General features: G+C 66.4%; 17 protein-coding genes. 12 read left to right on the top strand and 5 right to left on the bottom strand.

The window, feature by feature from the left end:
• Window positions 1–19 precede the first annotated feature (19 nt).
• The gene (locus D779_RS16115) at window positions 20–1,975 is read right to left on the bottom strand and encodes a putative bifunctional diguanylate cyclase/phosphodiesterase (protein ID WP_052348202.1); all 1,956 of its coding nucleotides are present in this window, start codon (window positions 1,973–1,975) and stop codon (window positions 20–22) included.
• A gap of 246 nt (window positions 1,976–2,221) precedes the next feature.
• Here D779_RS16115 and D779_RS16110 point away from each other — a divergent pair, with 246 nt between their 5' ends.
• Together D779_RS16110 and D779_RS16105 are read left to right on the top strand one after the other, a co-directional pair.
• Window positions 2,222–2,716 (top strand): glycine zipper family protein, encoded by a 495-nt coding sequence (locus D779_RS16110; protein WP_043756019.1) that lies wholly within the window; start codon window positions 2,222–2,224, stop codon window positions 2,714–2,716.
• Between the two features lie 162 nt (window positions 2,717–2,878).
• On the top strand, window positions 2,879–3,772 hold the full coding sequence (locus D779_RS16105; RefSeq protein ID WP_043756017.1) for an alpha/beta fold hydrolase: 894 nt from the start codon (window positions 2,879–2,881) through the stop codon (window positions 3,770–3,772).
• Between the two features lie 63 nt (window positions 3,773–3,835).
• Here the strand turns inward: D779_RS16105 and D779_RS16100 are convergent, their stop codons facing one another.
• Window positions 3,836–4,015, bottom strand: coding sequence for a hypothetical protein (locus tag D779_RS16100; protein ID WP_043756015.1), 180 nt, complete (start codon window positions 4,013–4,015; stop codon window positions 3,836–3,838).
• 2 nt (window positions 4,016–4,017) lie between these two features.
• Between D779_RS16100 and D779_RS16095 the strand changes: the two genes are divergently transcribed.
• From D779_RS16095 to D779_RS16085, 3 genes are all read left to right on the top strand, one after another.
• The gene (locus tag D779_RS16095; RefSeq protein WP_052348201.1) at window positions 4,018–9,063 is read left to right on the top strand and encodes a diguanylate cyclase domain-containing protein; all 5,046 of its coding nucleotides are present in this window, start codon (window positions 4,018–4,020) and stop codon (window positions 9,061–9,063) included.
• A 394-nt stretch (window positions 9,064–9,457) separates the two neighbouring features.
• Window positions 9,458–10,618, top strand: coding sequence for an efflux RND transporter periplasmic adaptor subunit (locus D779_RS16090; RefSeq protein ID WP_052348200.1), 1,161 nt, complete (start codon window positions 9,458–9,460; stop codon window positions 10,616–10,618).
• Between the two features lie 133 nt (window positions 10,619–10,751).
• Window positions 10,752–13,991: an efflux RND transporter permease subunit gene (locus tag D779_RS16085; protein ID WP_043756012.1), complete on the top strand. Its 3,240-nt coding sequence runs from the start codon at window positions 10,752–10,754 to the stop codon at window positions 13,989–13,991.
• Window positions 13,992–14,095: 104 nt separating this feature from the next.
• Here D779_RS16085 and D779_RS16080 read toward each other — a convergent pair whose 3' ends face one another.
• The 3 genes from D779_RS16080 to D779_RS23315 all read right to left on the bottom strand — a co-directional run bounded on the left by D779_RS16080 (window position 14,096) and on the right by D779_RS23315 (window position 17,409).
• Window positions 14,096–15,784, bottom strand: coding sequence for a mechanosensitive ion channel family protein (locus D779_RS16080; RefSeq protein WP_232424218.1), 1,689 nt, complete (start codon window positions 15,782–15,784; stop codon window positions 14,096–14,098).
• Between the two features lie 201 nt (window positions 15,785–15,985).
• Window positions 15,986–16,753 carry a hypothetical protein gene (locus D779_RS16075; protein ID WP_157726433.1) on the bottom strand — a complete coding sequence of 256 codons (768 nt, stop codon included), beginning with the start codon at window positions 16,751–16,753 and terminating at the stop codon, window positions 15,986–15,988.
• 263 nt (window positions 16,754–17,016) lie between these two features.
• Window positions 17,017–17,409 carry a M15 family metallopeptidase gene (locus D779_RS23315; protein WP_198295738.1) on the bottom strand — a complete coding sequence of 131 codons (393 nt, stop codon included), beginning with the start codon at window positions 17,407–17,409 and terminating at the stop codon, window positions 17,017–17,019.
• Window positions 17,410–17,929: 520 nt separating this feature from the next.
• Here D779_RS23315 and nifV point away from each other — a divergent pair.
• Genes nifV through clpX form a run of 7 tightly spaced genes read left to right on the top strand, consistent with a single transcriptional unit; the run spans window position 17,930 to window position 23,463 of the window.
• A complete protein-coding gene (gene nifV, locus D779_RS16065) occupies window positions 17,930–19,084 on the top strand; it encodes a homocitrate synthase (protein WP_043756008.1) in 1,155 nt (384 codons plus the stop codon).
• 42 nt (window positions 19,085–19,126) lie between these two features.
• Window positions 19,127–19,909 (top strand): serine O-acetyltransferase, encoded by a 783-nt coding sequence (cysE, locus tag D779_RS16060; RefSeq protein ID WP_052348198.1) that lies wholly within the window; start codon window positions 19,127–19,129, stop codon window positions 19,907–19,909.
• 7 nt (window positions 19,910–19,916) lie between these two features.
• Entirely contained in the window at window positions 19,917–20,459 is a 543-nt protein-coding gene (locus D779_RS16055) for a hypothetical protein (RefSeq protein WP_043756006.1), read from the top strand.
• 29 nt (window positions 20,460–20,488) lie between these two features.
• A complete protein-coding gene (nifW, locus tag D779_RS16050) occupies window positions 20,489–20,833 on the top strand; it encodes a nitrogenase-stabilizing/protective protein NifW (RefSeq protein WP_043756005.1) in 345 nt (114 codons plus the stop codon).
• Complete coding sequence (locus D779_RS16045) at window positions 20,817–21,299, top strand: nitrogen fixation protein NifZ (RefSeq protein WP_043756003.1); 483 nt, start codon at window positions 20,817–20,819, stop codon at window positions 21,297–21,299. Before nifW ends, D779_RS16045 begins: the two co-directional genes overlap by 17 nt.
• Window positions 21,296–22,183: a nitrogen fixation protein NifM gene (nifM, locus tag D779_RS16040; RefSeq protein WP_043756002.1), complete on the top strand. Its 888-nt coding sequence runs from the start codon at window positions 21,296–21,298 to the stop codon at window positions 22,181–22,183. Before D779_RS16045 ends, nifM begins: the two co-directional genes overlap by 4 nt.
• Window positions 22,180–23,463, top strand: a complete 1,284-nt coding sequence (clpX, locus tag D779_RS16035) for an ATP-dependent Clp protease ATP-binding subunit ClpX (protein WP_043756000.1) — start codon at window positions 22,180–22,182, stop codon at window positions 23,461–23,463. Before nifM ends, clpX begins: the two co-directional genes overlap by 4 nt.
• The last annotated feature ends 1 nt before the right edge of the window (window position 23,464 follow it).

Raw genomic sequence — 23,464 nt, 5'->3', positions numbered from 1 at the left:
AGCACGTCACCCGAGTCCCTCACCTCAGCCCATCGAGATAGCCTCTCAGCTCGGCCGCGTCGACGGGAGGGCTCGTCCAGTAGCCCTGCATCAGTTCGCAGCCGCAGGACTCGAGACAGACCGCCTGGGCCTCGGTCTCCACCCCCTGGGCCACGACCTGGATCGCGAGATTCCGCCCCAGGGTCGCGATCGCGGACACCAGCTGCCGGTCGACCGCGCTTTGCGGAAGGTCGCGGATGAAGACCGAGTCGATCTTCAGCAGATTGATGGGAAAATGTCTGAGCTGGCTCAGTGCGACGCTGCCGACGCCGAAATGATCGATGGCGATCCAAACGCCCCGCTTGCGCAGCCGCTTGAGGACGTCGCCACCGTTACGCTTGATCGCGATGACAATGTCTTCCGTGAATTCGAGACAGAGACGCCCGGGCGTGAAGCCGGTCCGCTCGAGAATCCCGTCGAGCATCGGCAGAAAGCCCGGATCGGAGAGGTGCTCGGCCGACAGATTGACGGCGACGAAAGGCGTGTCCGGCAATCGCGGCCACGTCATGGCCTCCCGGCATGCCTGCTCCAGAACCCAGGCGCCGATCTCCAGAATGGTGCCGGTCTCCTCGGCGAGCGGAACGAACTCGGACGGCAGACACCGCCCCAGGGTGGGATGCTGCCAGCGCGGCAATGCCTCGATCCCGACGGGACAGGCCGAGCCTACACGGTGGATGGACTGGAATTCGAGCACGAACTCATGGCGCTGCAGGGCGAGATCGAGACCGTCCTCGAGACTGGCCTGACGCATGGCCTTGGTGTTCATCTCAGGTCTGTAGCGCCGGTAACCGTTGCGTCCCTCCGATTTGACGCGATACATGGCGATATCGGCGCAACTGAGCAGCCGCTCGCCGCTGAGGGCGTCGTCCGGATAGATGGCGATCCCGATGCTCGCGGTGACGTGATGGAGATGCCCGTCCACGCTGAACGGCGCGGACAGATGCTGAACGATCTTGTCGGCCATGACCTCGGACATGGCCGCGGAGGACTGCATCGGCAGGACGATCATGAACTCGTCGCCGCCCAGGCGCGCCACGGTATCGGCCGCGCGGCAACAGCCCCGCAGCCGGCCGGCCGCCTCGCAGAGCAGCGCATCGCCGGCCGAATGGCCGCGCGTATCGTTCACCTGCTTGAACTGATCGAGATCGATGAAGAGCACGGCGACACGGTCCTTCGCCCGCTGAGCCTGGCTGATCGCCTGCCGCAGCCGATCCTTGGCCAGCACCCGGTTGGGCAGACCGGTCAGCGCGTCGTTGAGCGCCATCCGCTGCAGCTGATGTTCGGCGACGCTCAGACGCTCCACCTGACGCGCCAGGATCAGATTCTTCAGTCCCGCGTTCGAGAGCTGCGCCGCGGCGAGCGCCAAGGCCTTGGTGACGCGTTCGAACTGCTCGACCGGCATGCGCACCACCTCCCCCAACGCCTTCAGATAATCGGCGCTGTCGACCCCGATGCGACGGGCATAACTGACGGCCTGTCCCTCAGAGATATCGTCGCAGAGCACCTGTCCGATCAGCCAATTGCCCACGTGCCGGCCACCGAGCTGGATACGGCAGCCACCGTCGGCCAGCCCCCCGCTGAGACAGCGGCCGATGACGGGACCATCGTGCGTCGCCGAGCCCATCTCGGCATTCGAGCGCATGCAGTTGGCGAGTCCGACCTGGGTCTTGCGGATGATCTCGGAGCAGAGGCGACAGAAATTGCTCGGCCGGGTGAAGGGCCTGCCATCCGGATAGGTGATGATCGAGGCCACGCCGGTCGCATTGGCGAAGGCGTCCTGGAATCGCTGGGCCTCTTCCCGATCGAGGATATCGTCCAGCGTCAGATTCTCCGGGATGGAATCCAGAGAGGCATCCAGATGATCCCCGAGATCGGGCACCGATTCATTGAGCCCAGCATCCGGGCTCGGTGTCGCCTGGATCTTGATCCATGCCACGTCGCGCTCCTAGTCTCATCACAGCCGACGCAAGAAAAAATGCGATACGCGCATCCAGCGGCAGGAGCCGGGCCTGGAGCCGATCATCGAGCCCAGGAGCAGACAATCAGCGCTTGGCCGACAGCCTGGGCTCGGCACATGATACTGCGACACGACGAAATCCGAGTCCGGTCAACGACCAACGGCCGGCGCACCGATTCGCCTGCCACTCGGATCCGTTACCAGCCGCATGGAGCCGAAGGTGAAATGACGACATTCAACTCCAAGCCCATCCTCTTCCCATCGGCACTCGCCCTGACGCTCTTGTGCGGCTGCTCCAGCCTGGAACCGACCCCCATGATGCCGACCTACCCGGCCCCGGTCGGAGGCAGGGACGGGGTGTCCTGGGAACTCGACAGCAAATGCCGGCGCCAGGCCCATCGCATCGCTGGGCAGACCAGACGCGCCAACCTCGATCGCGAGGTGGCCTATACGCTGATCGGCATCGCCGCAGGCGTCGCCATCGGCAGCGCGCTCTCTTACGACGTCAAGTCATACCATCCACACTCACGGCATCGGGGATACCCTGGTTATCAGGATCGCCCTTACACCCTCTACCGGCGCGATTATCGCGGTCCGGGCGCCGTCATGGGCGCAGCGACCGGCGCCGTTCTGAGCCAGGACGCCTTGCGGAACCCGCAGCGAACCTACGACATCGTTTACGAGAACTGCATTCAATACAATTGGGGATACGGCCAATAGCGGAGCTCCATCCGAGCCCTCTGCCGGAGCGCAGGATCTCCGCGCAATCGGCCGTTCTTTCATGGTGGATCCCTCTCCTACGGCCGATCGATCGTAAACTGTAGAATGATCATCATCCCGTCACTCGCAGCCGTCCGCAACTCCTGACAGCCATGGATTCCAATGGATAAACATCCCTCTACGACCGACATCCTCGCCGAGACCGAAAGCCGGTTCCTGAACGTGGGGGACTTCCACGTCCACTACAAACGGATCGGTTCCGGTCCCCGCCTCGTTCTCCTGCTGCACGGCAGCTTCATGAGCCTGCGTTCCTGGCGCCATCTGATGGCGCCGCTCGCCGAAGCGGCAACGGTCGTGGCCATCGACAGACCCGTCTGCGGCCGGACATCGCGCCCGCTTCCCAAAGGCAAGGGTCCCTCGCCCTATGCCGCCGAGGCCCAGGCCGACCTGGTGGCCGAGCTGATCCAGGCGCTCGGCTTCGAGCAGGCGGTCGTGGTCGGACACTCGACCGGTGGCACGGTCGCGGTGCTGACCGCGCTGCGTCACCCGGGACGGGTCGAGGGTCTGGTCCTGATCGGCGCCATGATCTTCAGCGGCTATGCGACCAGCGAGGTTCCCGGCCCGGTGCTGGCCGGCATGCGTGCCACCAAGCCCGTCTTCTGGCGCTTCATGCGGTTCCTCATCCGCAGGCTCTACGACCCGGCGCTGCGCAAGTTCTGGCATGGCCCCGAGGGTTTCCCGGCCGAGGATCTGGCCGCCTACCGGGCCGACTTCATGCAGGGACCTTGGGGACAGGCGTTCTTCGAGCTGTTCCTGGCCAGTCACAAGCTCGACCTCGATCCTCGATTGCCGGACATCCAGGTCCCGGCACTGGTCGTCACCGGCGACCACGACCGGGCGGTCAAGCCCGAGGAGAGCCGAAGGCTGGCTGACCGATTGCCAAATTCGGAGCTTAGGGTCATCGAGGATTGCGGACATCTGCCGCACGAGGAGAAGCACGCGCAATTCCTGGAAGCCCTCGTCCGCTATCTGGAACGCCTCGACACCGGCGGCTGAACCCGAGCGCGATTGGCCGAAGGAATATCCATCGAATCGGAGCTGGGAGAGGATCGAGGCCGGTCAGCGTGCATCCATCTTCGAGAAGATGCTACCGACCGCCCCTTCATCGTCGATTGCCTCGCGCACCGCGCCGATCTCGCCGGACTGGGCAACGCGCTGCGCATCGCCGTCGACCTGGCGCCACGGCTCGCCATCGGCTGCTCCCGGACCGCCCTGGCCTGGCAGCTCGGCCTCCTGCATCGGTGGGACTCGCGATCGATCCCTATTCGATCCTGGCTCCCTTCCCGATCTTCGCCATCGGCGTCTCGCACGGCGCGCAGAATCGGAAGAGAGAGGGCGAGACCGTGACTATGGACGTGCTGTTCGAAAGCGACCGGACGCTGGTGTCTCGCATCGCGACGCCGACCGGCAGTGTCGTCCGCAAGGAGATGCGCGGTCCAGGGTGGTCCGCCCGCCGCAGACACGAGAGATCGATTCTGCACCGATTGGCCGACGTCGAGGGGGTTCCACGGCTCATCGACGCGACCGACGACCCGAATGCCATTCTGCTCGAGGACTCCGGAGGCTTGGCATTGGCGGAGTTCGCGCGCAGCCGGTCGATGGACATCGAGGATCTGCTACCCTTCATCGAGGACCTGACCGAAATCCTCGCCTCGATACACCGCCAAGGCGTCATCCACAAGGACATCAGCCCGGGCAACATCCTGATGGTCCGCGCATCCGGTCGGCCCGTCATCATCGACTTCGACCTGGCGACCACCTTCGCACTCGAACATCCGGCCTTCACCCACGTCAACGACATCGTCGGCACCCTCCCCTACCTGGCCCCCGAGCAGACGGGACGGACCGGCTGGACGGTGGATCAGCGGGCCGATCTCTATGCCCTGGGCGCCACGCTGTATGAGCTGGCCACGGGCGAGCCCCCCTTCGGCGACGGCGACCTGCTGCAGATGGTCCACGACCATCTGACGCGTGTGCCGATCCCCGTGAGTGAGCGCAATCCGCAGATGCCCGAGACGCTCTCGCGTATCATCGCCCGCCTGCTGGAGAAGGAGCCGGACCGTCGCTATCAGAGCGCGGAGGGCGTGCGCCAGGATCTGCACCGCCTGCGCCTGGCCCTGGCGGGCGGCGGGGACCCGGACTTCGCCCTCGGAGAGCGCGACTTCCCGTGGCGGCTGACCCCGCCCTCCCATCTGGTCGGACGCGAGGCGGAGATCGAGAGCCTGCGCACCGCCCTGGACGAAGCGATCCAGGGGCGCTGCCGCGCGCTGCTGGTCAGCGGCTCGCCGGGGGTCGGCAAGACGGCGCTCATCGACGAGCTGCGGCCCATGGTCACCGCCGCTGGCGGCTGGCTGGTCAGCGGCAAGTCCGATCAGTTACGGCGGGATACGACCTCGGACCCGCTGAACCAGGCATTGCGGGGGCTGAGCCGGCTGCTTCTAGCCGAGCCGGAGGAGGAACTGCGCGAACTCGAGCCGCGCCTGCTCGAGGCATTGGGCACCAATGCCGGCCTCTTGACCGCCGTGGTTCCGGAGCTGGCCACCCTGCTCGGGGTAGCGACCGAGGCCGACGAGGACCCGGTGCGGGCCTTGGTCCGGCTGCAGCGGGCGACTCTGGGCCTGCTGCGGGCGCTGGCCCGGGCGGACCGCCCCCTCGTCCTCTTTCTGGACGATCTGCAATGGGCCGGGTCCCTGCTCCTCGGCACCATGGATGCCGTGATCGCCGACCAGGATGCATGCGGCATCCTGCTCGTGGGATCGTTTCGCGACACGGAGGTCGACGCGACACATCCGCTCTCGGCCATGCTCCAGCGGTGGCAGGATCTCACAGATGCCCCGCGCCGGCTGCGCCTGAACAATCTGCCGACCGCGGACCTGGAGGCGCTCCTGGCAGGCATGCTGCGCATCGCGAAGCCCCTGGCGGAAGGACTGGCGGCCGCCATCCATCCCCACACCGAAGGAAACCCCTTAGATACGGTCGAGTTCGTCAACGCCCTGCGGCGAGAGGGCGTGCTGGTGCCCGCGGACGAGGGCTGGACCTGGGGCGTGGCCGCGATCCATCAGCATATGGGACTCGGCGACGTGGTGACCCTGCTCACCCAACGCCTCCGGGGGCTCCCGGATCCGACGCAGGAGATCCTGAGACTGACGGCCTGCCTGGGCGGCGAGGTCGAGCTGACGCTGCTGCAGGTCGCCTTGAGCGTCGGGCCGACCGAGACGGAGGCGGCGGCCGCACAGGTCGAGGCGGCGCTCGCCCCGGCGCTCGAGGACGGCCTCCTGATCATGGAGCAGCGCGGGACGGGATCGGTGCGGTTCAGACACGACCGGATCCAACAGGCAGCCTATGGCGCCATGAGCGTCCCGGACCGTCAAGCCCGGCACTTGGCCCTCGCCCGCCGGTTCGCCGACCTGCCGGCGTTCCGGGTCGTCGCGGCCGAGCAGTACATGGCGGCGCTGGAGCTCCTGACCGACCCGGCCGAACGGACGCGGGCCGTGTTTCTGCTCAGCCAGAGCGCCGACCACGCCCGACGTCTGTCCAACCATGGGCTCACGGAGCGCTATCTCGCCACGGCCATCGACCTGATCGACGGCGCCGACGGATCGCCGGAGAGCCGCGACCGGCTGCGGCTCGAACTCCGGGTCAAGCGCCATTCCGCCCTGGTCGGACTCGGCCGGTTCGAGGAGCTGGACCGCCTCTACGCGGTCATCGAGGAGGACGGCGACGATCCGCTGCTGCAAGCGGAGGCGGCCAGCGCCCAGATCGCCAGTCTGATGAACCGTGGCGATCCGGCGTCCGCCACGGGGCTGGGTCTCGCCCAGCTCGCCAGGCTTGGACACCCGGCACCCGCCGATGACGCCCTCTTCCCGGCGGTCCACCAGGGACTGGACGACCTGACCGACTGGGCATCCACGGGAAGCGCCGATCAGGACATCGAGCGGGGCGAGAACCGCGATCCCTGGGTCAAGGCCGTGGCGAAGATCATCGAGAAGCTCGTCCCCCCGGCCTTCTTCGCCGGCTCGCCGGTCATGCCCTGGCTGGTGATCTCGGCCGCGCGGTTGTGGGTGAGCGGCGGCCCCCTGCCTGAGCTCGTCACACCCCTGGCCCACGCCAATTTCGCGACCGTGGCGGTGCGCGGCGATTACCGGACGGGGTTCGCCACCGTCCGTCGCGCCCTGGCCGTCGGCGAGGCACTCGGTTACGAGCCGCAGACCTCGACGGCGCGCGTGCTCTACGGTGTGAGCGCGGCCCACTGGCTCGAACCGATGGAGGATTCTCTGCGGGAGCTGCGGTGCGGCGTCGAGGGACTGGTGCGCGGCGGCGAATTCATGTACTCCGGTCTGAGCTTTCTGGGCTCGATCCCTGCCGTCATGGAGCTGGCGTCCACCCTGGAGGAGCTCCTCGCCGAGCTCGATGCCGGCGAGGCATTCACGACGCGCACCGGCAACAGCTACGTGGGCACCTTCGTTCTGCTGTTCCGCCAAACGGTGCGGAAACTGCGCGGCGAAACGGACGCCCCGGGCGGTTCGAGCGACGACGTGCTCGACGCCGCACTCCAGGCGCTGACGGAGAACGGCCCGACCCCCTTGGCGTATGACCACTTAATCCGGGCCTGGCTCGCCGCGATTTTCGGCGACAAGGAGGCGCTCATCGAGCATGCGGCGGCCACGCACGCACTGGTCGCGTTCTACGAGACCAGCATCGCGTCGCTGCTGTGCCGGCTGCTCCAGGGGCTGTCCTTCGCCATGCAGGCCGCCGAGGCCGCCCCGGAGGCGCGGGCGGATCTGCTGGCCGAATTCGACCGCTACCGCGGCTGGATGGCCGCACGCACGGCCGAGGCGCCGGCCAACTTCGCGCATCTGCTCGTCCTCCTCGACGCCGAACGCGCTGCCGCGACCGGAGAGGTCGAGACCGCGATCCGCGCCTACGACCGCGCCCTGCAGGAGGTCGAGCACCGCCAGCGGTCCTGGCACCAGGCGCTCATCGCCGAGCGTTGCGGGCGCTTCCACCTCGCCCACGACATCGAGCACGCGGGCCGGGCGGCGCTGCGCGAAGCGAGACGCCTCTACCAGACCTGGGGCGCCACCGCGAAGGTCGAACGGATGGAGCGCGAATTCCCGTTCCTGACGGCACAGACGACCGAGCTGGCCGTCCAGGGCAGGGGGCACAGTCTGCATTCGACCAGAGCCAGCACCTCAGATCTGTCCGGCCACAGGATCGACCTGCTGGCCGTCCTTCGGGCGTCGCAGGCGCTCAGCTCCGAGACGAGTCTGGCTCGGCTGCGGGAGCGTGTCGCCGACCTGCTCTGCGGACTCACCGGCGCCACCTCGGCGCTCCTGGTGCTGCGCGACCCGGACCAGGAGGACTGGTATCTGCCGCACCAGGATGGCCAGGAACGCCGCTGGCTCACCCATCCGGATGGAACCGAAGTCGTGCCGCTCTCGGTGCTCCGCTACGTGGAGCGCACCCGCGAGCCCCTGCTGATCGACGACGCCACCCGCGACGACCGTTTCGCCCACGACCCCTACGTCCGCGCGCTCGACAAATGCGCCCTGCTCGTCATGCCGCTGCGCACGCGCGACCAGATGAGCGCGATGCTCCTGCTGGAAAACCGGCAGAGCCGCGCCATGTTCGGCATCAACCGGCTCGACACCGTCCGGCTCATCGCGGGACAGCTCTCGGTCTCGCTCGACAACGCCAGACTCTACGCCAGCCTCGAGCGCACGGTCGCCGAGCGCACCCAGGCCCTTCAGGAGGCCAACGCCAAGCTCGAGCGGCTCGCCGTCACCGACGCCCTGACCGGCCTGCCCAACCGGCGGCGTCTAGAGGAGGCGCTCGGCGCGGAGTGGCGGCAGGCGCTTCGCACCGACGCCCCGATCGCGATTGCGATGATCGACATCGACGAGTTCAAGCAGTACAACGACCACTACGGACATCCGAAAGGGGACGCTTGCCTGCAGATGATCGCAACGGTCATGCAGAAGAACATCCGCGAGTCCGATGTGCTGGCCCGCTACGGCGGCGAGGAATTCGCCCTCGTGATGCCGGACACGGACATCTCGGTAGCGCGCCAGATCGCCGCGCGCATCCGTACAGAGGTCGCGGCGCTCGCCGAGCCGCACGCAAAGGCGAGACACGGAATCGTCACCGTCAGCCTCGGCCTCGCCTCGGAGGTGCCGACCGCGCGCGTCTCCGCCGAGCAACTCCTCAAGGCCGCCGACGAAGCGCTCTACGAGGCCAAACGCGCAGGCCGCAACCGGGTCGTCACGGCCCTTGCACCGATCGGCTGACGCCGTCATCGGGCCACCCCGGCGCAAAGGTTCGACGAAATCGCTCAGGTTGAGCCGAGGTCGTCCCGCGCACGGCGCGTCGGGCTCGAGACGGGGCTTCACATCCCCCGACACCGCCCCGGACCCGCTCTTGTGATATGCTTCGCGCCCTCCCGTGCGCGCCAACTCCTTGGAGTTCATCCCGAAAACCCGAGGCAGTCGCCTCCCGCGACGAGCTCGTGGAGCAGAGGCGCCACTGGCCTCCACCACCAGGCCGCTCGACGACCAGCGAACCCGCCCAGCGCTCGGATCTTTCCGGCCGGCATCGGCCGCGACTCCGACGCCCCGATTCGGGCCGAGGCAGCCACTGGCCATCGACGACGACGCATAAGAATCGACGAGGAAGCAGCTCATCATGCCTCATCCATTGCTCAAATCGACGCTCCTGATCCTGGCGGGCGGATCGCTCCTGACCGGGGTGCTGCTGGCCCAGGAGAATCGGGAAACCGCCGCACCCGATGCCCAATCCTCGACCGAGCAGACGCCCAAGGCCGAGCCGCCGAAATGGGTCCAGGTCGAGCGCCGCGCGCTCGGCAGCAACACCACGGTCGGCGGAACCGTCATCCCGCTCGAGGAGATCACCTTCACCGCCCAGATGCCCGGCAACGTCGACCTGATCGCGGGCAGCGAGGGCGACTTCTTCCGCAAGGGCGCGGTCCTGGCCGAACTCGACGCGGCCGCCCTGCGCGCCCAGCGCCAGGCCGCGCTCGCCGCCATCACCAACGCCCAGGCGGCCTATCGCAACGCCGAGGTCCAGTACCAACGCGAGCGCGAGGATCCAAGCCCGCGCCAGGGCGGCAACATGATGAGCCAGATGATGCCCATGCCCTTCTTCGGCGGGGACAAGGAGACCGGCGTCGCGCGCAGCGCCACCCTGCATCAGTACGGCACACAGATCGAACAGGCCCAGGGCGCGCTGGTCGCCGCCCAGGCCCAGCTGCGCGAGATCGACGCCAAGCTCGAGGACACCAAGAGCATCGCCCCCTTCGACGGCTACATCACCCACAAGCACGTCAACGCCGGCGACACGGTCCAGCCCGGCCAGCCGCTGCTGGGCTTCGCCAACATGGACCGGCTGCAGCTCCAGGCCGACGTCCCCACGCGTCTCTCGGCGCCGCTGCAGCCCGGTTTCGTCACCCGCGTGCGGCTCGACGACCCCGCCCAGACCGTGGTCGCGGCCCGCGTCGCCCAGGTCTTCCCCATGGCCGACCCCACACGCCACACGGTGCGGGTCAAGCTCGACCTGCAGGAGAACGCCCCGGCCAAGGCCGGCATGTACGCCGAGATGCTGATCCCGCAGCCGGACGTCGGCCAGGGCTCGGCCCCGGTGATCCCGGTGGCGGCGCTCGTCTACCGGGGCGGCCTGCCCATGGTCTACGTCCTCGACGATCAGGACCGGCCGCGGCTGCACCTGCTGCGGCTCGGCGAGCAGTACGGCGATACCGTCACCGTCCTCACCGGTCTCAGGGGCGGGGAGCGCATCCTGATCGAACCCGCCGAGGTCAAGCCGAACTGACGCCCAGCGGCGCCCGATCCGGCGTCGGCGCATCCAGGTCCGAGCGAACGCCCCCGGCGCGCTCGGCCTGGCCCCGCGCCTGGATCGGCAGCCCCCGCTTCGCCCACCGCCAACCGAATACAGAGACATTCCAATGTCCGATACCAATGCCACGCCGTCCGCACACGGACACAAGCTCGGCCTGGCCGGCCTCACCGCCAGGGCCTTCATCCATTCGCCCCTGTCGCCGCTGCTCTTCTTCGCCATGCTCGGCATGGGCATCCTCGGCCTCATCTCGACCCCGCGCCAGGAAGACCCGCAGATCTCGGTCCCCATGATCGACATCTTCGTCCAGTATCCGGGCGCCTCGACCGAACAGGTCGGCAGCCTGGCCGTCGAGCCGCTGGAGCGGCTGCTCTCCGAGATCCCGGGCGTCGATCACGTCTATTCGGCCAGCGAGCGCGAACAGGGCATCATCACCGTCCAGTTCGTGGTCGGCGAGCAGATGGGCCCCTCCCTGGTCAAGGTCCACGACAAGCTCCAGGCCAACCGGCAGGTGCTGCCGCCCGGCGCCCTGACGCCCGTGGTCCGACCCAAGGGCATCGACGACGTGCCCGCCGTGACCCTCACCCTCTGGTCCGACCGGGTCGACGACGCCGCCCTGCGCGCGCTCGGGGTCAAGCTGCTCCAGAGCCTGTCGCAGATCCCCGACGTCGGCCAGGGCTTCGTGGTCGGCGGACGTCACGAACAGATCCGGGTCGAGGTCGAACCCCAGCGTCTGGCCGGGTTCGGCGTGACCCTGGACCACATCGCCAACACCATCCGCACCGCCAACGCCGAGCGCCGCACCGGCGACGCCGAGGCCAACGAGCAGCACCTGACCGTCTACACCGGGTCCTTCCTGCGCAACGCCTCGGACGTCGAACGCCTCATGCTGGGCACCTACAACGGCTCGCCCGTCTATGTGCGCGACGTCGCCAAGGTCAGCCTGGAGCCCGAGGAATACAGCAAGCAGGTCAACTATTTCAGCGGACCCAGCTATCCGGGAGATACCAAGGCGGACGGCATGCCGGCCGTGACCGTCGCCCTGGCCAAGAAGGAGGGCAGCAACGGCGTCACCGTGGCCGACGCCATTCTGGAGAAGGTGGAACACCTGAAGGGACAGCTGATCCCGGACAACGTCCAGGTCGAGGTCACCCGCGACTACGGCAAGACCGCCAACGACAAGGTCAACGAGCTCATCTTCAAGCTGTTCGTCGCCACCGGCGCCGTGACCCTGCTGGTGCTGCTGGCGCTCGGGGTCAAGCCGGCGATCGTGGTCACCCTGGTCATCCCGGTGGTGCTGCTGATGACGGTCTTCTCGGCCTGGATCCTCGGCTACACCATCGACCGGGTCAGTCTCTTCGCCCTCATCTTCTCGATCGGCATCCTGGTCGACGACGCCATCGTGGTGGTCGAGAACATCTACCGCCGCTGGCTGATGAAGGGCGAGATGGACACGGACACCGCGGTCGAGGCGGTCGCCGAAGTCGGCAATCCGACCATCATCGCCACCCTGACCGTGGTCTCGGCGCTGCTGCCGATGGGCTTCGTCTCGGGGCTCATGGGCCCCTACATGGAGCCGATCCCGGCGCTGGGCTCGGTCGCCATGATCTTCTCGCTGTTCGCCGCCTTCGCCTTCACCCCCTGGCTGGCGATGCGCATCCGACCGAGCCTGTCGGGGCTGAAGAAGGCCGAGGCGCGCGAACACAAGACCGCAGAAACGCTGGATGGCTTCTTCCGTGGATTGCTGGTGCCGCTGATCGAGCGAAAGCCACTGGGCTACGGCTTCCTCTTCGCCCTGATCGGCGCCTTCTTTCTCTCCTGCGGGCTCTTCTACGCCAAGGCGGTCGCCTTCAAGATGCTGCCCTTCGACAACAAGCCCGAGTTCGGCGTGGTCCTGAACATGCCCGAGGGCACGGCGCTCGGCAAGACCGCCAACACCGCCCGGCTGCTGGCCGAAAAGGTGCGCGAGATCCCCGAGGTGGTCGCCATCCAGACCTATGCCGGCACCGCCAAGCCGTTCGACTTCAACGGCATGGTGCGGCACTACTATCTGCGCCAGAAGCCCTGGCAGGGCGAGATCCAGGTCCAGCTCACCGACAAGCACGAACGCGACCGCTCCAGCCACGAGATCGCGCTCCAGGCCCGCGCGCTGCTGACGCCCCTGGCCCAGGAGGCGGGCGCCCGCATCACCGTGGTCGAGATGCCGCCGGGACCGCCGGTGCTGCAGTCGGTCGTCGCCGAGATCTACGGCCCGGACGCCGCCACCCGGCGCCAGGTCGCCACCGACATGACCCGCATCTTCGAGCAGGTCGACAGCCTGGCCGACGTCGACAACTACATGCAGGAGCCCTTCGAGATGCTGCGCTTCGAGGTCGACACCGAGAAGGCGGTGCGTCTGGGCATCTCGGTGGATACGGTCATCCGTAACCTCGACATGGCGCTCGGCGGCTTCAAGGTCGGCGACGTCAAGCGCGGCAGCCTGCTCGAGCCGACCTTCATCACCATCGAGGTGCCGCTGGCGATCCGCGCCAACCTGACCCGTCTGGCCGACCTGCCGATCCCGGCCGGAAACGGCTACACAGTGCCGCTCACCGAGCTCGGCAGCTTCGTCAAGACGCCCCAGGATCCGATCGTCTATCACAAGGATCTACGGCCGCTCGAATACGTGGTCGGCGATGCCGTGGGCAAGCTGGGCGCCCCGCTCTATCCCATGATGGAGGTCGAGGATCTGCTCGCCGACTACGAGACGCCCGACGGCGTGACCCTCTCGGGCACCATGTTCAGCGGCGCGCCGCCGGACAACGGTCTGTCCGGGTTCGAGTGGGGCGGCGAGTGGACCGTCACCTACGAGACCTTCCGCGACATGGGTCTGGCCTTCGGCGTGGCCCTGGTGCTCATCTACATGCTGGTGGTCGCCGAGTTCGGCAACCTGGTCACGCCCGGCGTCATCATGGCCCCGATCCCGCTGACCCTGCTCGGCATCGTGCCCGGCCACTGGCTGCTCGGCGCCGACTTCACCGCCACCTCCATGATCGGCTTCATCGCCCTGGCCGGCATCATCGTGCGCAACTCCATCCTGCTGGTGGATTTCTCGATCGACGAGGTCGCGCGCGGGAACAGCGTCACCGAGGCCGTCATCAACGCCTGCAAGGCGCGCACGCGGCCCATCCTCATCACGGCGCTGGCCCTGGTGGCCGGATCGAGCGTCATCCTCACCGACCCCATCTTCCAGGGCATGGCCATCTCGCTGCTGTTCGGCGTCCTGGTCTCGACGCTCCTGACCCTGGTGGTCATCCCCCTGGGGTGCGTCAGCGCGGGCAAATACCTGAAACGGAGCAAGATCGCGTAACGACCGCCGGCATCCCATGCCGGCCCAGAATGTCGCCGTACCATTCCGGGCCACGGCTTGAACGTCGTGGCCCGGATGACACGAGCTGCGATGTTCTGTCGCATCTACTCCGAGGACTGAAGTGGCATCGAGATCGCTGGCTCTTGGTTTGTCGTCGCGCTGGATGCCGGCCAGCGGTCGAGCTCAATGGTTTGAGTCGGAAAGGCAAATTGGACGCCAAGGCTGTCAGCCAGATGCAGGATATCGCCCAGCACCTGCTGGCGGTCCACCAATTCCTTTGACCAATCCGGCACCTGCAAGAAGAAATAGACCATGATTTCCAGGCTGTGCGAACCCAGATCGTGCAGGACGACATGGAAGTAGTCTTTGCGCGTCGTGGGATGCTCTCGAATGATCCCTTTGATGCCCTCGATAAAGGCTTCGATCTGCGCAGGCTTGGTGTCGTAGCGGATGTTGAGCCGGGTATAAACCCGCCTGTAAGTTCGCTGCCCCATGTTGTCGACCACCGCGTTGACCGTGGTGGCGTTCGGGATCGACAGCAGAGAATCGTAAAAGGTACGGATGCGCGTACTGCGAAAGCCGATATCCTCCACCGTGCCCTCGTCACCGCCGATCTTAATCCAATCGCCAGTCCGAAACGGCCGGTCGAGCATGATCGCCAGCGAACCGAGCACGTTCGCGAGTGTCTCCCGCGCGGCCAGCGCGACGGCCAGACCGCCGACCCCGAGACCGGTTATCACCGAGTAGGCCGGCAGCCCGAGACGATCGGCGCCTTCGATGACAAGCCCGGCCAATGCAACAAAGGCCAACAGCTTGAACCCCAGGCGCAGCAACTGACTGTCGATGCCGCGCGGCCGCAAACGGCGGGAACGGACGATCAGCTCCGGGATTTGCGTCAGCACCAGCACGGTCACCCAGCCAATCAGCACATCCAGGACGACGATAAAGGCATCCTTGGTGAAGATCAGCACGCCGCCGGTAAAATTGACAATCTGATCGAAGAAATACTCGACCCCAGCCGCCACCGCGATAGCGAACAGCAGCGCTAGAATGGTCGCGCGTCGCGATGGCGGAGTGGTGGCGCGGCTTTTATCGGCGTGCCGGGCTGCACGATAGAGAACCAGGATCAAGCCTACGGCGAGCGCGCCGACCAGCAAACCACCAAACCACTGCCACAGCGTCTGCCCGAACAGTTCCCAACCCAGCCAGCGCGGCACATTCTGGCTCCAACTCAGACTCAGACCCGGCCCTGGCGTCATACTGTAGGCGGCATAAATCCTAGGCGTGGCGCCTGGGCGATACGGCAGGTGGGCGATGCGCTCGTAAAAATCCGCTGCGTTGTCGACCGTAGCCGGCGAAAACAGCCACTCTCCGGTATGCGCCCCATCCTCGACTCGGGCGATGACGATCTCTGTATTCGGCAGGCGCCACTTTGTCAGGGCTCTGGAATTGACTTCGGCCTTGTCTGGTATCTGTTCGAGTGGCGGCAACTCGATGCGGTCGATGATTTCCTTCAGATGCAGCGCCGCCTCAATGCCGATGCTGTCGCGAATGCTCTCAGGCTCTTCGCTCAGATTGAGGGTACGCAGTGCCCGTCGCAGCAACACGACGGTATCCTTGGTGTGCGAATCAGACGAGTCGGCGAGCCTGTAGGCCTGGTTCAGATTTCGCCGCAGACTGTCCAGGGTTGCGCGCGGGCTGGAAACGTCCGGAGGACGCAGCGGATGTTGAGCCGGCGTGGATTCGACTGTCCCCGCGACGGCCGCCGCACCGCTCAGCAGCCAAGCGACCATGAGCGCCATCGTTAATGTAACGAGAGAAAGGCCCGCGCGACGCAACGGCTGCGCCCCGATATCACGAACCCTCGGAGGGCATGGCTTCAAGTGCATTTTTCGACCCTGGTCAGCTTGGGTTAAAACCATTGCTCACAGTTGTTCGCAATATATTGCGCCAATTTCAACGATCGCTCCCGATGAAGTGGACCCCATGGACAGTTAGGCGACCTCCGGCCTTTGCCGGAAGGAAAAGACGCAGCTCTCGCCCTGCGATGCGTTCCGGCACTCGTGCCCTATGAAGAGTGACGCGAGCTCATAGGTTTCGAGCAGCCCGGTGATCGTTCCCTTGAGGAAGTCGCAGGTTTCCTCCCGGTGACCCTTGCCCTTCAAGTCGATCCGGTTGTCGCCGATCAGCAGCGCATTGCCGTCCAATCGTAGCGTCGTCATCGGAGACAGGGCCGGGATCAGCAGGTCCGTCATCGCATCGGAGAGCTTGGTCGGAGCCTTGTCGGGCTTGACCTGTCGCGCCAGATAGCCGCCGAACCCCCGACCCAGCTCGATCGCGCGCTCACGGCGGCTTTCCGGTGGGATGGCGGTCAGGATCTCGTTGAACCGCCCGTCGAGCCTGGGATAGCGGCTGAGCAGGGAGAAGATGAGCATCCGGTCGCGGATGGCGGCCTCGCCGGATTCGGGGACGAATTCGGGCTTGGCCTTCGTGGCCTTGTCTTCGGCAGGCTGGACCTTCTTCGCCTCCAGGTCGCCGGCATGCGCCAGGGAGAGTATCCCCTGGATCTCCGAGACCTGGTTCCAGAGCTCTTCGTCGGAGACCTGGGCTCCCTGAACCTCGAGCACCATGAAACGGTCCCCGTTCGGGCTCTCACGGAAGCCTCGCTTGGTGGTCAAGATACCGATCTGCTTCAGACGCTGCACGGTCCGCAACTGGATCCCGGCCGCGGACGAGATGCGAAAGACGAGTTCGCGCTTCAAGATCATGTCCTCCAGTCTTGTTATACCGATCGCAAGTCGGCTTCTTATCGGTCCGGATCGTTCAAGGACTCTCGGGGAGGCCATGAATGCATACCGGCATACCTACAGTCGGCCACAGGATGTCGACACCCGCGCCGGCAGCATCCGACCCTCCTGGAATCGGCAGCGAACGACGGACCGAGGGAATGTAAGCGGAACTGGAAACCGCGTTCCAAGGAAGTATCGAAGCCAGTCCTGGCGGAGGGATATTACCCCCCCTGATTTCATGGAAAACGAGCAGTGGATTCAAAATCCCGAAACGAGCGGTCTCCGGTTTCGGAAAAGCACCAGTGCCAAGGCTCATAGACGTAACCGAACGCATTACCTCGTGGAAAGGAGAGTCCGAAGCCGAATCGATGCGCATGGACACCGAGCCATGCAAAGGCCGGTGCCCGATCGAAATCCGGCTCGAGCGGCCTCAGGTCACCCGTTCCGATATCGACTGCCCGTCCCGTGTGATGCTCGCTGCATCCCGGCGGCGCGAGCACCTCGAGAATGGCGTCCAGAGACCGACCGGCATCCAGTTTCCGCCGAATGAGCCCCGCCTGACGATCGACGCTGCGATAGGCGGAGACGAGATGCATCTCGATACCCTCTTCACCGGCGGCCGCTTTCATCGCCGTCCAGGCGTCCGCAGCGGCTGGCGTGAGACGAAACGCCTGACCGTTCGAACCGACCTCCACGACCCGAAGATCGCGAGCTTCCTCGAACAGAGGCAGATTCCGCTCGAGGATCGATTGGCGGGAGATGCCGAGACGGCGCCATGTGTCGCGATATCGATCGGCGAGACTGTTCATATCCGGCTATTCCATCACGTAAAACGAGGATGACGACATACGATAGGCGCTGACGGCAGGCATTGGCGAGGCTCGATTCGACACCTCATCGAGCGGCACGGCCCTCGATCTTCGCGCTGGAGCAATAGGCGCGCATCCATTTCCTGCGTCAAGCGGGCGCCTCCCTCGCCCCAATTCCAGGAGCATTTCTCTTGGTCATTTCCCCGACACCCCTCCGGACCCGCTTGTCGCAAACCCTTCAAACGGGGGCATCCGCCCCCCTAAGTCGCTGTAAAAAAAGCGACCAACAACTGGCATATCCGTTGCTTCAGAAATCTGCATCGGCATTCTGGAGCCAACCATGTCCATCGACTCGATCAGAACGACAATCAACGACACCACGCTGCGCGATGGAGAGCAGTCCGCCGGCGTGGCCTTCTCGCTCGACGAGAAGCTCGCCATCGCCCGCGGTCTGGACGCGCTCGGGGTGCCCGAGCTCGAGATCGGTATCCCGGCCATGGGCGATGAGGAGCGCGAGTCCATCCGCGCCGTCGCCGGCCTCGGACTCTCGGCCCGACTCATGGTCTGGACCCGCATGCGGCCCGACGACATCGCCCAGTGCCGCGACCTCGGGGTCCATCTGGTCGACCTCTCCATGCCCGTCTCCGACCAGCAGATCGCGCGCAAGCTGGGCCGCGACCGCGACTGGGTGCTGGGCCAGATCGACCGCCATGTGCGCGCGGCCCAGGACCTGGGCATGGAGGTCTGCGTCGGCGGCGAGGATGCCTCGCGCGCCGATCCCGAATTCCTCTGGCGCGCCGCCGAGACCGCCCAGGCGGCCGGCGCGCGCCGCTTCCGCTTCGCCGACACCGTGGGTCTCATGGACCCCTTCGGTCTCTACGAGCGCATCCGCGACCTGCGCGCCATCGTCGACCTGGAGATCGAGATGCACGCCCACGACGACCTGGGTCTGGCCACCGCCAACACCCTGGCCGCGGTGCGCGCCGGCGCGACCCACGTCAACACCACGGTGCACGGACTCGGCGAACGCGCCGGCAATGCCGCCCTGGAAGAGGTCGTCATGGGGCTCAAACACGTCCACCGCATTGATTGCGGCGTCGACCTGACCCACTTCGAGGAATTGTCCCGGCTCGTCGCCACCGCGTCGGGAAAGCCGGTCGCCTGGCACAAGAGCCTGGTCGGCGACGGGGCCTTCACCCACGAGGCGGGCATCCATGTCGACGGTCTGCTCAAGGATCCGCTCAACTATCAGGGCATCGATCCGGCCGAGATGGGTCGCATGCACCGCATGGTCCTGGGCAAGCACTCCGGAAAGCACGCGGTGCGCCAGGTCTATGCCGACCTGCTGCATTTCGACCTCGACCTGACCGAGGCCGAGCGCGTGCTGCCGCTGCTGCGCCGCTTCGTCACCGAGACCAAGCGCTCGCCCGAGACCGGCGACCTGTGCCGCTTCCTGGTCGAGATCGGTCACCACCAGGCCGTCCCGCTCCAATGAAGGGCGCCCATACCTAAACTGCCAACGTCGGAGTCACCCGAGATGAACGAAGCCGTGCTCGCACCATTCGCCAAGCCCGGAGCCTGGGCCAGCATCGCCGAGGATGTCGACTGCATCTTCGAGCGCGATCCGGCGGCGCGCACCCGCTTCGAGGTCTATACCACCTATCCCGGGCTGCACGCGGTCATCCTCTACCGGCTCGCCCACCCGCTCTGGTGCCGCGGCTGGCGCTGGCTGCCGCGCTTCATCTCCTACCTGGCCCGCATCTGGACCAGCATCGACATCCACCCGGGCGCCTGCATCGGCCGGCGCTTCTTCATCGACCATGGGGCCGGAGTCGTGATCGGCGAGACGGCCGAGGTCGGCGACGACGTCACCCTCTATCATGGGGTCACGCTGGGCGGCACCTCGTGGCGCAAGGGCAAGCGTCATCCCACGCTCGGCAACGGCTGCGTGGTGGGCGCGGGGGCCAAGATCCTGGGTCCGGTGGTGCTGGGGGAGCGGGTCAAGGTCGGCGCCAATTCGGTGGTCATCGGCGACGTCCCGGCGGCCAGCACCGTGGTCGGCATCCCGGCCAAGGTGGTGCGCTCGCGCCGCTCGGCGAGCCCCAATCCGCACGGCATCGATCTGGACCATCATCTGATCCCGGACCCGGTCGCCGAGGCCATCGGCTGCCTGCTCGATCGTATCCGCCTGCTGGAGAAGGCCGCCGGCGTGCACGGCTGCATTCCGGGCGGCACCCAGCCGGAGCACGAATGCGGGGGCTGCGACGCCGCCCGCATGTGCGAACCGCCGAGCGCCCGTCAATTCGATCACATCGACTGAGAGCCTCATGGACCTACTGGATTTCGCCGGCGAGGACATGTATTTCGACGAGCCGATCAGCTCGGACGTCGAGGGACTGCTGCTCGATGCCGCCCGCCGCTACGGCGACGAGGCGGCCGAACTCAGCCTGCTCCAGGCCTATTTCCTGGAGCCGAACCACCTGACCGTCCTGGTCGCGCTCTATCGCTATTTCTATTACCGTCATCGCTATCGCGAGGCACTGATCACGGCCGACCGCGCCATCGCCATCACCGCCAAGCGGCTCGATCTGCCCGAGCGCTGGCAGGATCTGTCCGAGCAGGACCTGGGGCGCTCGGTGCTGGTCTCCATGAGCCTGACGCGCTTCCTGCTGCTCGCGCTCAAGGGGTCCGGCTATCTGCTGATGCGTCTCGACGAGGCGCCGGCCGCGCTCGAGCGTTTCGAGAAGATCGCCGAGATCGACACCAGCGACCGCCTGGGCATCGCCGACCTGCTGAAGATCGCCCGCACGGCGGTCACCAAGGCCCAGCTCGAGGACTCGGGCGACAACGTGCATTTCTTCAAACGCTAAATCACAGAGACGCCATCCGGAGGCACACCATGACTGACGACGATTTCGACCTCGACATGAGCGAGCTCTCCAGCGCCGAGGACTTCCTCGAGTATTTCGGCATCCAGTACGACCGCAGCGTGGTCCAGGTCAACCGGCTGCACATCCTGCAGCGCTTCCACGACTATCTGTCCCAGGTCGAGGAGATGCCGGACGCGACCCAGGCACGCTGGACGCTCCACGCCGACCTGCTCAAATCCGCCTACCAGGATTTCGTCGCCTCCGACGCCCAGACCGAAAAGGTCTTCCGCGTCTTCCGCATGCACGAGCCGCGCACCGCCTCGGTACCGCTCAGCGACCTCATGGGACAGGTGAAGCATGCGCCCTCAGTTTGAATATGGAGACGAGGTGCGCGTCATCCGCAACGTGCGCAACGACGGCACCTATCCGGGCGAATCCACCGGAACCCTGCTGATCCGCCGCGGCAGCACCGGATTCGTCAAGGACGTGGGGACCTTCCTCCAGGATCAGATCATCTATTCGGTGCACTTCCTCGACAGCGACCGCATCGTCGGCTGCCGCGAGGAGGAGCTGATCCCGGTCGACGCCCCCTGGACCCCGAGCCGATTCGAGTTCCGCGACAAGGTCGCCGCCAACATCCCGCTCGGCATGCAGGGACGGATCCTGGTCGAGGCCGGCGAGATCGGCGAGGTGATCAAGGTGGTCCGCGACAATCCGGGGGGCGTCGCCTATCACGTCCATTTCCTCGATCGCAACACCCTGCTGGTCCCCGAGACCGCATTGACCGAGGCCGAACCCACTGCCGATTCGACAGAGATAGACAGCGATACAGAATCATGACCGCGTCCAGACCCAGCGAATCCAGCCCGGAATACAGATACCATCTGCTGCGCGCCGCGAGCGAACGCTTCCAGAGCATGCCGAGCGCACTCACCGGCGATCAGCTTTCTCAGGCCGAGCGTCAGGCGAACCAGACCCTGGAACTGGAGAGCCTGGTTCTGACATCGCCCGAGGCGCGCGACACCCAGATCCCCGAGCCCCGTCTCGACGAAGCGGTCGCCGAGGTCCGCGGCCGCTTCGAGGATGGGGACGCCTTCCTCGCCGCACTGGATCAGAACGGACTCGACGAGTCCGGTCTGCGTCTGGCGCTCCGTCGCGAACTGCTGTTCGACGCCGTGATGCAGCGCGTGGGCTCCAAGGCCGAGGCGGTCACCGAGGTCGACGCGCGGCTCTTCTACGAGCTCCATCAGGACCGCTTCCAGGCACCCGAGCGCCGCACCCTGCGTCACATCCTCATCACCATCAATGCAGACTATGCCGAGAACGAGCGCGCCGCCGCCATGGCCCGGCTCGAGCGCGTCGAGGCCGAGTTGAAGACCGACCCGGCCCGTTTCGGCCAGCTCGCCCAGCAGCATTCGGAATGCCCGACCGCCATGCAGGAGGGACAGCTCGGCACGGTACCCAGGGGCAAGCTCTACCCGGAACTCGACGCCGTCCTCTTCGGGATGGACGAGGGCGAAGTGAGCGGCATCGTCGAGAGCGAGGTCGGACTCCACCTGCTGCTCTGCGAGCGCATCCACGCGGCCGCCAAGGTTCCATTCGAACAGGCGCGGGACAAGATCCACGAGTCGCTCCACGCGCGTCGGCAACGGGAGTGCCAGAAGCGCTGGCTCGCCGAACTGCGTCAACAGGCACCACCGATCGAGGAGACCGCACCGGCATGAACGACAAGGTCCATACCTGCTCATTCTGCGGCGCCTCCCAGGCCCCGGACACCCCCCTGATCGCCGGCATCGAAGGTCATATCTGCGAGGCCTGCGTCACCCTGGCCCATCAGGTCGTCAGTAGCTGGGGGCGCACCCGCGCGCTCTCCGGACCGCTGAAATCGCCCCCCAAGCCCGTGGAGATCAAGGAGCAGCTGGATCGTTACATCGTCGGACAGGAGGCCGCGAAGGAGACCCTGGCGGTCGCCGTCTACAACCACTACAAGCGGCTCGCGGCCGAGGCCCGGAATCCGCGCCGCTCGCTCGACGACGAGGACCGGGTCGAGATCGACAAGTCCAATATCCTCATGCTCGGCCCCTCGGGGACCGGCAAGACCCTGCTCGCCAGCACCCTGGCCCGCATCGTCGGCGTCCCCTTCGTCATCGCCGACGCCACCACACTGACCCAGGCCGGCTATGTCGGCGAGGACGTGGAGAGCATCCTCGCCCGGTTGCTCGACGCCTCGAGCGGCAGCCGCGAGGTCGCCGAATGGGGCATGGTCTACATCGACGAGGTCGACAAGCTGGCCCGTCAGGGCGAGACGGCGCACGGCACCCGTGACGTCTCGGGCGAGGGCGTCCAGCAGGCGCTGCTGAAACTGGTCGAGGGGACCCAGGTGAAGATCAACGCCAAGGGACGCAAGGATAGCGGCGAAGGCACCCTGATCGACACCCGCAACATCCTATTCCTGGTCGGGGGGGCATTCGCCGGTCTGGAAAAGGTGCTGACCAAGCGTCTGCGTCCGGGTCCATCCGGGATCGGGTTCCATGCCGATGTCGGCACGGCGGACGCCACGGGTACCCGCGATCCGGCCCTCTATCGCGAGACCCATCCCGACGACCTGCGCCAGTTCGGACTCATCCCCGAATTCATCGGCCGCTTTCCGGTTCTGGTGGGACTGCACGACCTCGACGAGGCCGCACTGGTGCGCATCCTCACCGAGCCCAAGAACGCGCTGGTCCGCCAATACCAGCAGCTGTTCGCCTTCGAGGGCGTGCAGCTCGAATTCACGCCCGAGGCGCTCACCGCGATCTCCAGGAAGGCGATCGAACGCGGCACGGGCGCGCGCGGACTGCGCAGCGTCATCGAGGGGCTGCTGCAGCGGCCCATGTACGAGCTGCCATCCATGTCGGGCGTCACCACCTGCCTGGTCGATGCCGACGCCGTCGAGGGCCGGGGCGAGATCCGCTGGACGCACGCCCCCGAGGACCAGGCACTGAGGGAAACGGCGGGAGGTTAGC

The sequence above is a fragment of the Imhoffiella purpurea genome, from assembly GCF_000585215.1.
Classification (GTDB): domain Bacteria; phylum Pseudomonadota; class Gammaproteobacteria; order Chromatiales; family Chromatiaceae; genus Imhoffiella; species Imhoffiella purpurea.
This window is presented reverse-complemented; position numbering and strand designations above follow the sequence as displayed.